Genomic DNA, 13727 nt, shown 5'->3' with positions numbered 1-13727 from the left:
CCACGAACACACAACCAACACAACCGCAGGACACTTGAGAACGGTTAGACGTTTCAAATTTGACTTTAATGGGGCCGCCTCGTGGCTTCACTGAGAACGGTTTCGGGCGCAGATCAATATATTGATCCAAAAGCTGATAGAGTACATATATGTAGTGTTTCCCGGCGAACAAAAAGGATTCAGTCCGGGCGCCAGACGACCCATGGTCCACGGATTCGAAACAATGGAATCATGATTCCAGTGTCAACGATTCGCCGCGCCGCGGCTCAATCTTTGCGGGAATGACTCAGGTTCCGGTCTTCGGAGGGGCCGAAGCGACCGTGCTGCCGGCCCACGCCAGGTTGTCGCTGAGCTGCGCCAGTATGCTGATCGCATCCTTGAGTGGCCCTTCGCCGCTCTCGAATTGAAGCAGCAGAAGCAGGTCGGTGGCCTTTTCGAACTCGCCCGGAATCCAGTCGGCTTCGGGATCGATCTCGGACCCGTTTTCCAGCCGTTCAGCAAAATCCTCGACAATTTCCTGACAGCTTTGCAGGAAGGCGGCCGGTTCGATGTCCGAACTGTCGCGCAGGTCTTCGTAAATGCTGGCGATCGCCGCCAGCCAGTCTTCGAGGATCGGGTTGTCCAGCGGCGGCAGCGCAGATTCCAGACTGGGCTGTACCGTTCTGGTGTCCGAGGCTGCGGCTTCGCCCGCGCCGGTCGATGTCTCCAAGAACGGCAGGAAGTCAGCGGCAAGGTCCTGCCGCGCGGCCTCCAGATCCGTTCGGCGGCGATGCGATGCAATTTCAAGCACCTTCTCCGCAAGGTTCTGGCCGCCGCAGGTTTCCCACAAGGCGAAGTCCGGTTCCGGCTCTTGCGCCATGGCGCGAACGGCAACTGGTGTCCCGATCGGTACGATCGCGCGGAACATGCCCGACTTCTCCTTCTCCAACCGCGACAGAACGCGATCGAGGGCGTCGCGGACAGGGGGCAGGTCCGTGTGAGTGACGGCTAGCAAGCTGTTGTCGCGCAGGTTTTGCGGGACTTGTGCCCACAAATGGCGCTCGGTCTCGCGCCAAGCGTTGGTTCCGTTCGTGCACCAGATGGCGCAATCGACGAATTTCAACAAATCAAGCGTTTGTTTGTAAGTGTCGTCCAGCGCACCGGAGCCGGGCAGGTCGAACAACGAGATTTCGCGCAGGGCAGGGGTGTTCAGCCCCACCGAGATAAAATCAGGATTGTCGGCCGCGGCCTTTTCCAGGGCGATGCCGGAATAAACCTTTGGCTCGCGGTCCCACCACCCAACGGTCGTTTCAGGCGTGTCCGCATAGGTGACAATCACCAGAGGCAATTTCAGATGTTGCGGACCCGTGGGCAGGATGTCAGCTCCGGCGAGCATGTTGGCAAGACTGGACTTCCCGGCGCCGAATTCCCCTGCAAAACCGATTGAGACCGCGTTTGACAACCGCTCGGCGTGGGACTGTGCCCGCGCGCGCATGCCGTCCAACTCGGGCGTGGACGGAAGGCGTTCGGTTGCGGTCAGAAAACGGTCAAGCTGACGCACTTCCGTCTCGGTTCCGGGAAATTCAATCACTCGGCGGCCTCCGCTTGTCGTTCGTCGCTGTGTTCAGCGCCAAAGGTCGATTGCAATTCGTCCGCGATCCGGCGTGCGCGGTCGAAATCGACCTGCGCCTGGGTGCGCTCGCATGTCTCGCCCGTCGCGGTGCGGTTTTCAAGATGCCCGGCGAGCAGGGCCAGGAAATGGTCCAGAGCGGTTTTCAAGCGCTCCAGCAGGTTCTCGCGCGCGGTATCGATCAGGTCATCTCCGATCATCTCGAATTCCTGCACGATCATGCGCTCGGCGCGAGAGACGACGGATTTCCGCGAAATCAGACGCGACAACCAGTTCACCCGCAACTCGACCGTAATACCCCGGGTCAGAGCGGTGGTGTCTGGACGGAACCAGCGCACGGCACTGGTGTTCATACGGCTGTCGGTCGGCTCCTGCCAGCCCGGCAGGGACCGCAGAGACGCGTTGGCCTGCATGTCGATGGCATAGAGTTCGCTGAGCATCCGCTGGCGAATGACCTGAGTCGCACCCTGCACCAGTTCGCGCATGCGTTCGCGCAACGGTGTAAAGTTCAGTTCGGTTGCGCCACCTTTGGCAAGCAACGGGGATTGCCCGTCGGGTCCGCGCACAACCGATACGACGGCTTCGGCCACGGTGTCATCCATCACACCACGCAAGTTTGCCAGAACATCATCCATGTCGCGGGTGATTTCTGCGGTTTTGTCCGATACCAGCTTGCGCAACTCGGCGAGGGTCTTGTCATTCTCGCCAGCCGCATCGTCCGAAGGTTGGCCATCTTCTTCCAGCGCGCGGAGGCGGGCCTTGCTGCGCTCCAGCTCGCCCTGGGCAAAGCCGTTCAGATGTTGCCACGCCATACGCAGTTGTTCGTTGCGTGGGCCGTCAGTCAGCGCGGTGGTGACATGCCGGCGCAGGTCGGGCAAGCCCGAGGCAATCATCGCAGCATACCGCAGAACCGCCTCGCGACTGATGGGGCCGGGGCCGCGTTTGATCTCTTCGACGCCGGCAAGGTATTGCTTCATCTGTTCGGGATGCGCCCGCAGCCAGGCGAGGATGTGATCGTGGTTGACGCCGGTTTCGTCCCCGGTCAGTGCGTAATGCGCCCACTGAGCGCTGCCCATCAGAACGTCGATGCTGGACTTCCCCAGCGCCTTTTCCAACCCGTCCAAAACGTCGGCGCGTACTTTCGCCGCGTCTTCCGCACCGCCGCCCAATTCGTCGACCCGGTTGATGAAAACCACGATCTGACCCAGCTCAAGCGCCTGCATCAGCCGGAACAGTTTCAAATCGGCGCGCGACAGGGCCTGGTGCGCGGACAGAACCACGACGAAAAAGTCGGATTCCTTGAGGTACTGGCGCGAGATCTCTTCGCGGATCAACAGCGGATCATTGACGCCGGGCGTGTCGGTCACGGTCAGCGGGAACGGGAAGTGGCCCAGATCGAAATACACCTCGGCCTTGCGGGTAATGTCGCTGTACAAACCCCGGTCCGAGCCCGGATCATGTTCGGCTTCGTCGGTCGGATCATCCCCGGCACAGACATAGCGGGCAAGGTCATCAGACGTCAGTTCTTCGAGGTCGTGATGCTGGCCCATCAGCTGTTCGAAACTGTCACCCAGGCGCAGACGAGCGCGGTTTTTCATCGCCTCGACCTGCTCCTCGATCATCTCGCGCTTATAGCTGTCCTCATCGTCGGGGAACATGTTGCGCAGTTCTTCGCCTTCGGCGATCAGCGCCTGCCATTGGCGGTTGTCGAAGAAATGGAATTCGGCCCCCGATGTGCGCCCGGAGGGATGACCGAAATGCATGTCGGTGATCACGGTCGTCCACGGGTTCACGTCCGACGGCAGAAATTCTGCCTGTCCCGTAAAGCCGTTGATCAGGCGGGACTTCCCGGCCTTGATCTGCCCGACGAATGCAATCGATGGTTTCAGGCCGCTGAGATCGTCAACGATGCGAGAGATGAACTGACAGGTCTCGTCATTGCTCACCTCTTTCATTTCGCTGGCGATCCGGATCAATTCCCGGCGGTTGGTTTCACTCATAACACTACCCTAAAAACTGGTACCCAAGATTTGCTTAAAACTTAACTTCAACTGTCGCGAAAGCGGTGTCATCAGACCGACTCCCGCAGAGATTTCCACAGGTTGACGACGGCACCCAGCTTGCGCGCGTCATGTACGGCGGCGGCTGTATTGCGACCATCCCGGACCAGAGCGACACCCGCGCCCTTGCCACCTGACGGCCGCATGACGATCAGTTGCGGCTGTTCGAGCAGCCCGGTATTGTCCGCATCCCATCCCGCCAGGTCCTGTGCGAACCGGGTCAACAGATCATCCGAAGGGTGAAGAGGCTGGCCATCGGCGCACAGGCCATCGAACTGGTGGGTCGCCCCCTCGGCACTTGTCAGCAGACGTCCCATGGCGAACCGCTCGGCGCCGTCGAAGAAAGCCGCGGCTACACTGAGTTCTGCACTTTCAGCGCTGTCCTGCTCTTTCGTGTCCTCGACGGGATCCGGGACAACCGAAACCCGCGGCTCTGACGGCAGAACGAGCTCGGCACAGGCTTTCTGCATCTCGCTGAAAGTGATGCCGACGTCATCCGCCTCCAGCGGCCCGTCCGGTTTCAGAGACACCACTTCGATCGGAGGGGCGATCGCTGCCAGGTCGGACACGAGCCGCGCCAGCTTTTCGATCAGCGCTTCGCGCGGTTCGGTTTCGAAATCCGGAAGGGCGCCGGTGCTTGCCGAATAAACATCCGTGATCCGTGAGCTGTTCACCTCGATCGCCAGGATCGTTCCGTTCTGGGCGTTGAACTCCAAGCGTCTTGGAAGAACCGTTCCCCGGATCAGGTTCAGTATGCTGGCCCGCCGGGCCTCGGCCGTGTCCCCGGTCAACCGAACGGCCGGCGACAAACGGGGCGTCGCAGACCGCCCGATGTTTTCGAGCATGTCGATTATGTCTGTCGCCATCATGCCGTGACCCCCTCTGGTCCCGTCTAAACTGCGGCCGCTACCGGCCCCAGGCTGAGATGTGATTTCGTAAGCGTCAGCCCGATATTCGCGCTGTCGCGGCAGATGTAGCAGACCACGTGTTCCGGATAGGCCCGGGTCCGCATGAAGATGTGTAGCCGGTCGTTCGAAAACACCGAGATTTCCCCAAATCCCGGGTTCTCCGGATCTTGTAGTCCGGCCGAGGCCAACAGCGCTTCGAATGCTTGAACGCCCCGGCCCTGAAACAGATTTGCCACCGCAACGGCGAGGGTTTCCAAGGCCGCGCCATCCTCGGTCCCGGCTGCCGACATGCCCAGAAGCATGCCCGTTTCCATGTCGACATATCCCGCTGCGATGCAGTCGGGAATGGTCTCCATGGCGGTGGTCAATGCGGCGTCAATCGTCATCTAAAGCTCTGTTATCCCTTATTAATCCCAAAGGCGCAGCGGTTCGAAACCGTCGCGCCGCTGAGTATCATTGCGGTTCGGGACGGGAAACGGTTTATCGTTTCCCGCGTGTCCCTTGAGGCCCGGTTACAACACATGCCACTCCGCCCTGTCTTTCGGATTTGGCACCGGTTGAATCCTGTCCTGTTCGTCGCGCCCGGTGTGCTCGTGAGCGATCTTGTCGAACTCCTCAAGAAAGGCCTGGAACACGGCGTGCAGCCCGCCCACGTCTTGGGGGATATCTTCACTGGCCGCGATTTCCCGCCACATCGCCGCCGCGCTGAGCGGAGCTCCTGCCGGCACGCTCAAAAGGTGTTCCAGCGAGGTTTCGCCTTCGCCGACCTGCTCACAAGGCACTTCGGGTTCCTGGTCTTCAGGGGTCTGGGCCGAAATCAAGCCGTTCGATTCCGGCTCAGGTTCATAGGTCGTGGCATCGTCACCCTGTTGCTGGGACAACAGCGAAGCAATGGACGAGACCGAGTCTTCGACACTGGGTGCCGGGGTCTCGTCCTGTTCGTCTGCTGCCGGCGCGGGGGGCTCGCCAACCAAACGTTCTGACAGCGTGGCCAGCAGGTCTTCGTCCTGGGCACCCTGATCGTTGGTCTGGTCATCGGCGTCTGCGACCAGCATTTCGTCGTCCTCGACGTCGAGCGTATCGTCATCGATATCGTCAAAGTCTTCGTCGTCCAGCGGAGTCACCGCAGTCGAAGCTGCCGCGACGCTGAGCCGATCCTCATCCTCGTCCCGGAACAGGGCTCGCAAATCGTCATCGGGCACCGGCGTCATTTCGGCGCGCAAACGGTCGGCGTCATCCGGGTTGATCCGCTCGCGTTCGGTTGACTCACCGCGGCGCTCCACTCGGGCCGGTCGAACCGGGAAGGTTGCGATCACATCGTCCGAGTTCCGGACCGCCTCGAATCCATCATCCTGATCCAGCGGGTTGGTCAATTTGAAAGGCGCGGGCTCTTCGGCCGCGGTCTGGCGATCGGATCGTTCGGGCCGCACCGGTTGAACCGGGGGCGTGCCGGCGAGGCTTTTGTCGATCTGGTAGCGGGCAAGCTTTTCCGCACGGCTGTCCATGATCTGCTCGGTGATCTCAAGAAAGCTGTCGATCATCTTGCCGCCGCCGCTGCGCGACCACAGCTCGGCGTCGCCCGTTTTGTCACGCGCGATGATCGCGTCACGGGCGGAAAACAGGATTGTCCGATTGAACAGGTGCCCCGCTTCGCGGTTGATGCGGCGCAGCACTTTCTGGCGGTCTTTCAGATCCAATGCGTCCGCGCGCGTGACCAACAGAAGCGAGTTGTGCTGAAGCCGTTCAGGCAACGAAACCCACGTGGCGCGTTCGGTCTCACGCCAGGCTTGGGTCGAGTGGGTACACCACAGCACCCCGTTGGCCTGACCCACCGCACGGCGCCAGACATCGGCCTGAATTTTGGGGTCTGAAATGCCGGGCGTGTCGATCAGGTCGACGGCCTCGAGAATGTCCGCTTCAAGATAGATGCGGATGAACTGCGCGTCGTTGACGCCCACCTTGTCCAATTCGTCCAAACCAATCGGAGAAGTGGTCCCGTCATGGCGCTGAACGTAAGCCGGTTTGTTGCCCCAACTGAACCAGACCGGCGGCAGCTGGGTGGCCGTCACCTGCGTCGGTAGGGCCTGCTTGCGCAGCAGGAAGTTCATGAGCGTGGACTTTCCGGCGCTGAACTCTCCCATCAGCGCAAAAACCGGTTTGCGGCGGGACCACTGCTCGATGCGTTCCCATGCCCGAGGAGAGACGAAGCGGATTTGTGAATCTTTTGCCATGGCTTTCTTACGCTGCTTCGTTGCTGAGGTCTTTGAGGATGTCGCCGAGGATTTCGTCACGAGATTTCTTCGGCTCCAGTCCGGCCATCAGGTCTGGGGCGGTGCCCGGTGCCTTTTCTGCGGATTGCGAGATGCTCAGAAGGGTTTCCTGCTGCTCGCGCATGAAATCCGACAGGACGGCCCGAACATTTTCCAGAACGGCTGCGATCTGGGTTTCTTCGAGATCCTTGGTGATCGAATTGGCTTCTGATGCGATCAGGCGGGTGTAGTCCGCCGCATAGGCTTCAAACCCTTTCCGGCGTTGCCACCAGCGTCGCCACCATGTGCTTTGAAGGTCCAGCGCGATCGTTCGGCCAATGCCCAATGGCGGCGGTACGCGCGGCACAATGGGCGCCTCGATGCTGAATTCGCCCAAGTGATTACCCAGAAGCTTCTGATACAGGACCTCGACATCCGCGGCGGCTGCGGAATACAGCGCGCCGGCGTCCTTGCGCATTGCGCGGGCAAAGCTGAAATAGGCGGCCTTCTGAAGGGTGCGAAGCCCGGCCGGGTCGTATTGCCAGGTGCCCTGTTCGCCGTTCTGCTCGAGATGCGCGATCAACGAGTCCGTTGCACGTTTGACGAAGTTTGCCTCGGCCGAAGCCAAACGTTCCAACACCTTGTCGCGCAGGGACGTCGTCAGGGCGGCAGCTTTCTTGTCATATTCGGCCGCGACGGTGGCGATCGCATCTTCAGGTGATACGCCGTCCAGATCGCGAACAACACCGTCTCCGCCCGACAGGCTCTTGGCGACCGAGGTGGCGCGAATCTGACTTGCGATGTTGCGGGCGCGATGACGGACACGGTCCAGAAGGCGCGTGCCTGCGCCTTGGGCGATACGTTCGTTCATGGCCAACAGCAGGTCAGGCAGACCAGAAAGGGCCCAGATCTTGTCCAGCGATGCGGCCTGATCACCAAAACCGGCGGCCAGATAGAACGTGTTGAGGGCCTGGCGGGAATCGTCGGTGAGAATGTCCGGGTTGCCGGTCAGCGCGGCCTCGGCCCACAACGCACTGCCGAAAACAACACTGGTGCTTGTGTCGATACCGTTTTGCTTGAGCGTATCCTGAATTCGGTCGCGAATTTCGGGGACTTGCTTGACCGGGTCGGTCAGTTCGTCGATCCGGTTGACGAACAGAACAATCTGCCGGTTCTCGAACTGCGCGATGATCCGCATCAGCGCCATGTCCATCGTGGTCAGCGCCTGGCTTGCCGCCAGGACCACGACGCAGACCTCCGATCCGCGCAGGCTGCGCAGAGTGATCTGTTCGCGCACCATGAACGTGTCGTTGACGCCCGGCGTGTCGCACAGTTTCAGCGCGATCGGGTACTGCGGAATGTCCATGTACAATTCCGCTGCTTTGGTCACGTCGGCGAACCGGCCCGTCTTCGGATTTATGTCCGGATCGTCTTCGTCACCCAAGCAGACATAGCGCTGGATCAGCTCTTCGTCGAAGTAGTCGTACTGGTGGCTTTGGCCCAGGATCAGGTCGAAGTGCTTGCCCAGGCGTTCCTCGGACTTGGCCTTCATCTGCGCGATCTGACGGCGGATGTCCTCCATCTCGTCGTCGGCGCCTGCGCGATTGGCCAGTTCGCCCAAACGGCCACCGCCGACCATCAGATTGTCCCATTCTTCCTGCTCGAAGAAGGTGAACTTGGATCTGTATTCACCGGGCATGCGGGTGTTGATGTTCAGGGTGGTCACAACCGAGGTCCACGGGTTCACATCCGACGGAAGCAGACCGGGCCGACCGGCCAGAATGTTGACGATCGAAGATTTGCCCGCCTTCACCTGGCCGACGAAGGTGACGCTGGCGGTGAAGTTTTCCATACGGGTCTTGAGCGTGGCCAGCCGCGCAGTCGAGCGCGCATCCGCCACCTCTGTCAGTTGGTCGATCTGTGTCGTCAGTGCGGACATGGCTTCCGACATCGGCGCCAATGCCTCGTTTCCTACGGACAAAAGGTGGTCGTTGCGGGCCATGTTCAGCCTCCGGTTCCGGTTGCAGCGATTTGGGTATGCCCGGATTCCGTCAAACTGGCAGGCGCCATGCCTGAAAAGCTGTCGATCCGGGCGATCAGTTCGAGAGCGTTGCCCAGCATCTCGGCCTCGGTTCCGGGCGAGATGGCATCGAAGGCACGCGAATCGGCCAGCACTTCGATCGAACTGAATCGGGTTCCATTGTCCAGGCGCGCGACCCGACGTCCGGTTGGAAACCCATTGGATTTGGCCGATGGAAGGGGCATTCGCGCATTAGCCAACAGGTATTCGTTGCCCTCATGCGTCTTCAGGGCAATGCCGAAACCCGTGTTCGGGAATTGCTGGTTGAGGTTTTTGAGCTCGCCGACAAAGCTTTCTCTTGCAAGAAAGACGACGTCTTGCTCGGTGGCAGCGGAGTTGATCTGTTCGGTCACGACTGAGACCCTTGTACTGGAGTTGAGCAAAAAACTCGTACGGTGCCGAAAAGGCGAAAAAGACTCATTAACTCCTTGGTAGACAGAATTACCTTCATCACGGTGTTAATTTGACGTGATTGAGATATTTTGGCGTTTGAAATGTGGCGCAATTATGGTGACCGTTGCATGACAATGCCGCAACTTCAGGATGTAATAGTCAAAATGGGTAAGGCCGCGGGGTCTGAATTCGGGACAAGTTAACGCGTGCGATTTGGTTTTTTGTGATGTCCTCGAATGATAGGTAGAGGTCTGTAAAGTAAACGGAAATAAGGAAGCGGGACTGGAGGTTGAGCGTGTGTCTCGGGAGAAGGCGAGGGGACCGCATTGCTTTGGGTGCAGGGTGGGGTTGATAACGGTGGTCTAGGCGCCCCAATGCGATCCACAACGTCAGCGAGAATTTTGTTTTTTTTGAATAATTGGGAATGTGTCCAAAAACAGAACAATTATGGCGTTTTGTTTCGTTCCGAAAACGACGGGTTTCTGCGTTAAGAATTCCATTTGGCGATAAAAATAAACCGGGAAGCCGGATGCCACACATTCTGGCGCCGTTGCGCGGGTCGATCTCCCCCTCGCCTAGGTCATTTCCATTGTTTCCAACGGGGGTCAATATTCCGCCGCAGACGGCAAGATTCCCTCTCGCGCTTGTCCAAAAGGTTTGTTATCAGCCCTTCCATTCGGCGCGTCGGCGCCGTGTTGCGGGTGTGGCGAAATTGGTAGACGCACCAGATTTAGGTTCTGGCGCCGCAAGGCGTGGGGGTTCAAGTCCCTCCACCCGCACCATTTTCTTTCTTACCGATCATGCTGCGTGGGCGGATGCTGAGGCGCTACAAAGATGCCGCCGCGCGGCTGGCTTGGTCATAGTGGCCGGACAGGGCCCGCAGGTCGCGGGCCAGGTCCCTCAGATCCGGGCCCGACAGGTCGGTGGCTGACAGCCCTTCCAGCAGGCATTGCTGGCGAACTTTCCGGTAGGCGTCGCATAACTCCACTCCCTCGGGCGAGGTGCGGTAGAACACCTCTTTCCCACGCTTTTCCGACGTCAGAAGCCCAGCCTTCAGCAGTTTCCGCAGGGCGTAGTTCACGGTGTGGCTGTCCTCGATGTTCAGAAGAAAGCAGATGTCGGTCAGGCGCTTGTCGCGTCCGCGGTGGTTGACGTTGTGCAGGATCAGGATGTCGAGCGGTCCCAGATCGGCCTGCCCGGCCGCCGCCATGCAACGGGTCATCCAGCGGGAGAACGCATTATAGACAATGATCAGACCGAATTCGAGTTCGGAAAGTTCCCAGCCTTCGCCCTCGGCCAAGTGGCGAGAGGAAACGATGCGGCGTGTGTCGGGGGAAGAATCGGTCATATTGCGGCCTTTTGATCTGCAAAACGCTGAGAAATTATCAGTGTTTTGGCATGAAGGGCGTGTGTTTTCAACGTGCTGACCTTTGGACTCTGCAGTGTTTTGGTCAAAACGATAACAAAACGTTGACAAATCGCAAACGTTGAGTCAGCTTCTGCGCCAGTACTCAAGCAGGGAGAGCCAAAATGAAACTGATGAAGATTGCCGGTGGCGCGGTTGCCGCGCTGGCCGGGTTGGCCATGCAGGTGCAGGCCGAGACCTGGGACATGCCGACGCCCTATCCGGACGCCACCTTCCATACCGTGAACATCCACGACTTCGCCAAGGACGTGACCGCGGCCACAGACGGCGCCCTTGAAATCAAGGTCCATTCCGCAGGTTCGCTGTTCAAGCACCCCGAGATCAGCAAGGCAGTCCGCAGCGGCCAGGTGCCCGTCGGGGAGTTTTTTCTGTCGTTGCTGGCCAATGACAACCCGGCCTTCGGCGCAGACTCGCTGCCGTTCCTGGCCACCAACTATGACGACGCCCAAAAGCTGTGGGCGGCACAGAAAGACGTGATCAACGGTCTGCTGGACGAGCAAGGCATGATGGTGCTGTACGCGGTGCCGTGGCCGCCGCAGGGCCTGTACACCACCAAGGAAATCAACAGCGTGGATGACCTGGCGGGCCTGAAGTTCCGCACCTACAACGCCACGCTGGAAGAATTCGCCAACCTGGCGGGCGCCGCGCCCACGCAGGTCGAGGTTCCGGATATTCCGCAGGCCTTCAGCACCGGCCGGGTCGAGGCGATGATCACCTCGCCCTCGACCGGGGTGAATTCGAAGGCGTGGGACTTTCTGACCCACTACACCGACATCCAGGCCTGGATTCCCAAAAACGTGGTCGTGGTGAACAAGCGCGCCTTCCGCCGTCTGGATGACGCGACCCAGGCCGCCGTTCTCGAGGCTGCCGCCGCCGCCGAAGCCCGCGGCTGGGAAATGAGCCAGGCCGAGACCGCCAAGCAGACCGCAGTTCTGCAGGAAAACGGCATCACCGTGGTACAGCCATCCGAAGAGTTGATGGCTGGCCTGCGTGAAATCGGCGCGCAGATGCTCGAAAACTGGAAGGCCAACGCCGGCGAGGACGGTGCCGCGTTGCTGCAGGCCTATCAGCAGTAAACGACCCGAACCGGCCGGGCGCCAAACGCCCGGCCGGGTTCGACAACAAGGGGAGGGGATGGCGATGCTGCGGCGCAGTCTTGATTTCATCTATCGTGCGGCCGGCGGATTGGCGGCGCTGTTCATTCTGGCCATCGTCGTGCTGGTCTTTGCGCAGGTCGGGCTGAACCTGGCCGACAAGTTCTGGGCCGCGCTGACCGGGCGGGGCATGGGTCTGACCATCCCGTCCTATGCCGATTTCACCGGATTCTTTCTGGCCGCATCCAGCTTTCTGGCGCTGGCCTATACGCTGCGCGCCGGTGGGCATATCCGGGTGACGCTGCTGATCGGGCGGATGCCCAAGGGGCCGCGCCGCCTGACCGAGATCTGCGTGGTGACAATTGCCCTGGCCATGAGCGCCTATGCCACCTGGTATCTGGGCTTGCTGGTGCTGGAATCTCTGGAATATTGCGACCGCAGCCCGGGCATGGTCTCGGTGCCGTTGTGGATCGTGCAGATGCCGGTCCTGCTGGGACTGGCCATCCTGACTCTTGCCCTTGTCGACGAACTTGTCGGTCTGCTGGCGGGCCACGCGCCCAGCTGGGACGGCAAGGGCGAAAACCTTCTGAGCGAATAGGGCCAGCAGATGTCGATTGCCACGCTTTCCATCATTCTTCTTGTTCTGTTGTTCGCCTTTCTGGGGTCGGGCCTGTGGGTGGCGTTTTCGCTGCTGGGGATCGGGATCGCGGCGATGGCGCTGTTCTCCGATGCGCCGCTGGGGCTGGTCATGGCGACCACCTTGTGGGGGCACAGCAATTCCTGGGCGCTGGCAGCGCTTCCGCTGTTCATCTGGATGGGCGAGATTCTGTTCCGCTCGCGCCTGTCCGAGGACATGTTCACCGGCTTGTCGCCTTGGATGAACCGGCTGCCGGGGCAGTTGCTGCATGTGAACGTCTTTGCCTGCGGGATCTTTGCGGCTGTGTCCGGGTCGTCGGCGGCCACCGCGGCCACGATCGGCAAGCTGTCGATCCCGGAACTCTCGCGCCGCGGCTATCCCGAGAAGATGATCATCGGCACGCTGGCCGGCTCGGCCACGCTGGGCCTGCTGATCCCGCCGTCGATCATCCTGATCGTCTATGGCGTGGCGACCGAGCAATCCATCGCCCGCCTGTTCGTCGCAGGGGTTCTGCCGGGCCTGCTGTTGGTGGGGCTTTTCGTGGGCTATGTCGCAATCTGGGCGCTGATCAACCGCGCGAACCTGCCCACCGAGGACATCCGCGCGAGTTTCGCGGAAAAACTGCGTCGCTCGCGCCGACTGGTGCCGGTGATCCTGCTGATCGTCGGTGTGATTGGCTCGATCTATGCCGGGATCGCCTCGCCCACCGATGCGGCCGCCGTGGGCGTGGTGCTGGCGCTGCTGCTGTCCTGGCGCGAGGGCACGTTGACCCGGGCCAGTTTCGTCGACGGGCTGATGGGGGCCACGGTGACCTCTTGCATGATCGCCTTCATTTTGGCGGGGGCCTCGTTCCTGACCGTGGCGATGGGCTTCACCGGCATTCCGCGTGTTCTGGCGGAATGGATCGGGTCGCTGGGCCTGTCCACCTTCACGCTGCTGGCGGCGCTGACCGTGTTCTTCGTGATCATGGGATGCTTTCTGGACGGGATCTCGGTCGTGGTGCTGACGGCTTCGGTCATCATGCCGATGGTGATGCAGGCGGGGATCGACCCGCTGTGGTTCGGCATCTTCCTGGTGATCGTGGTCGAGATGTCGCAGATCACCCCGCCGGTCGGCTTCAACCTGTTCGTGCTGCAATCGCTGACCGGGCGCGACATCCTGCGGGTGGCCCATGCGGCGCTGCCGTTTTTCTTCCTGATGATCGTGGCGCTGGCGATCATCGTGGTGTTCCCCGGCATCGTGACCTTTCTGCCGAACCAGATGTGACAGGG

Annotated in this window: 11 protein-coding genes and 1 tRNA gene; 4 read left to right on the top strand and 8 right to left on the bottom strand. The window is 60.5% G+C overall.

Annotated features, from left to right (window positions below):
- Positions 1–286: 286 nt before the first annotated feature.
- The 7 genes from ACR0NB_RS16230 to ACR0NB_RS16200 form a co-directional block, all read right to left on the bottom strand.
- A complete protein-coding gene (locus ACR0NB_RS16230) occupies positions 287–1570 on the bottom strand; it encodes a dynamin family protein (protein ID WP_480776238.1) in 1284 nt (427 codons plus the stop codon).
- Complete coding sequence (locus ACR0NB_RS16225; protein ID WP_480776237.1) at positions 1567–3609, bottom strand: dynamin family protein; 2043 nt, start codon at positions 3607–3609, stop codon at positions 1567–1569. Before ACR0NB_RS16225 ends, ACR0NB_RS16230 begins: the two co-directional genes overlap by 4 nt.
- A gap of 71 nt (positions 3610–3680) precedes the next feature.
- The gene (locus ACR0NB_RS16220) at positions 3681–4535 is read right to left on the bottom strand and encodes a hypothetical protein (protein WP_254438866.1); all 855 of its coding nucleotides are present in this window, start codon (positions 4533–4535) and stop codon (positions 3681–3683) included.
- A gap of 26 nt (positions 4536–4561) precedes the next feature.
- Positions 4562–4963 carry a hypothetical protein gene (locus ACR0NB_RS16215; RefSeq protein ID WP_170359570.1) on the bottom strand — a complete coding sequence of 134 codons (402 nt, stop codon included), beginning with the start codon at positions 4961–4963 and terminating at the stop codon, positions 4562–4564.
- Positions 4964–5089: 126 nt separating this feature from the next.
- Positions 5090–6808, bottom strand: a complete 1719-nt coding sequence (locus tag ACR0NB_RS16210; protein WP_480776236.1) for a dynamin family protein — start codon at positions 6806–6808, stop codon at positions 5090–5092.
- A 7-nt stretch (positions 6809–6815) separates the two neighbouring features.
- Complete coding sequence (locus ACR0NB_RS16205; RefSeq protein WP_480776235.1) at positions 6816–8828, bottom strand: dynamin family protein; 2013 nt, start codon at positions 8826–8828, stop codon at positions 6816–6818.
- A gap of 2 nt (positions 8829–8830) precedes the next feature.
- Entirely contained in the window at positions 8831–9259 is a 429-nt protein-coding gene (locus ACR0NB_RS16200; protein ID WP_475146252.1) for a hypothetical protein, read from the bottom strand.
- A gap of 737 nt (positions 9260–9996) precedes the next feature.
- Here ACR0NB_RS16200 and ACR0NB_RS16195 point away from each other — a divergent pair.
- Positions 9997–10081, top strand: a tRNA-Leu gene (locus ACR0NB_RS16195).
- A 44-nt stretch (positions 10082–10125) separates the two neighbouring features.
- Here the strand turns inward: ACR0NB_RS16195 and ACR0NB_RS16190 are convergent.
- Complete coding sequence (locus ACR0NB_RS16190; protein ID WP_093963275.1) at positions 10126–10647, bottom strand: winged helix DNA-binding protein; 522 nt, start codon at positions 10645–10647, stop codon at positions 10126–10128.
- A gap of 182 nt (positions 10648–10829) precedes the next feature.
- On the opposite strand from ACR0NB_RS16190, the gene ACR0NB_RS16185 reads away from it, so the two are divergent.
- From ACR0NB_RS16185 to ACR0NB_RS16175, 3 genes are all read left to right on the top strand, one after another.
- A complete protein-coding gene (locus tag ACR0NB_RS16185; protein WP_170359565.1) occupies positions 10830–11801 on the top strand; it encodes a TRAP transporter substrate-binding protein in 972 nt (323 codons plus the stop codon).
- 64 nt (positions 11802–11865) lie between these two features.
- A complete protein-coding gene (locus ACR0NB_RS16180) occupies positions 11866–12417 on the top strand; it encodes a TRAP transporter small permease (protein WP_480776234.1) in 552 nt (183 codons plus the stop codon).
- A 9-nt stretch (positions 12418–12426) separates the two neighbouring features.
- Positions 12427–13722, top strand: coding sequence for a TRAP transporter large permease (locus ACR0NB_RS16175; protein WP_480776233.1), 1296 nt, complete (start codon positions 12427–12429; stop codon positions 13720–13722).
- Positions 13723–13727 lie beyond the last annotated feature (5 nt).

The sequence above is a fragment of the Ruegeria sp. CG3 genome (assembly GCF_056537205.1).
The sequence above is the reverse complement of the archived record's forward strand: the minus strand, read 5'-3'. Positions and strand labels throughout refer to the sequence as shown.

Coding starts and splice junctions, on each gene's coding strand:
- ACR0NB_RS16190 (WP_093963275.1), bottom strand. CDS start 10,647: ATGACCGATTCTTCCCCCGACACACGCCGCATCGTTTCCTCTCGCCAC.
- ACR0NB_RS16225 (WP_480776237.1), bottom strand. CDS start 3,609: ATGAGTGAAACCAACCGCCGGGAATTGATCCGGATCGCCAGCGAAATG.
- ACR0NB_RS16215 (WP_170359570.1), bottom strand. CDS start 4,963: ATGACGATTGACGCCGCATTGACCACCGCCATGGAGACCATTCCCGAC.
- ACR0NB_RS16180 (WP_480776234.1), top strand. CDS start 11,866: ATGCTGCGGCGCAGTCTTGATTTCATCTATCGTGCGGCCGGCGGATTG.
- ACR0NB_RS16185 (WP_170359565.1), top strand. CDS start 10,830: ATGAAACTGATGAAGATTGCCGGTGGCGCGGTTGCCGCGCTGGCCGGG.
- ACR0NB_RS16220 (WP_254438866.1), bottom strand. CDS start 4,535: ATGGCGACAGACATAATCGACATGCTCGAAAACATCGGGCGGTCTGCG.
- ACR0NB_RS16205 (WP_480776235.1), bottom strand. CDS start 8,828: ATGGCCCGCAACGACCACCTTTTGTCCGTAGGAAACGAGGCATTGGCG.
- ACR0NB_RS16175 (WP_480776233.1), top strand. CDS start 12,427: ATGTCGATTGCCACGCTTTCCATCATTCTTCTTGTTCTGTTGTTCGCC.
- ACR0NB_RS16210 (WP_480776236.1), bottom strand. CDS start 6,808: ATGGCAAAAGATTCACAAATCCGCTTCGTCTCTCCTCGGGCATGGGAA.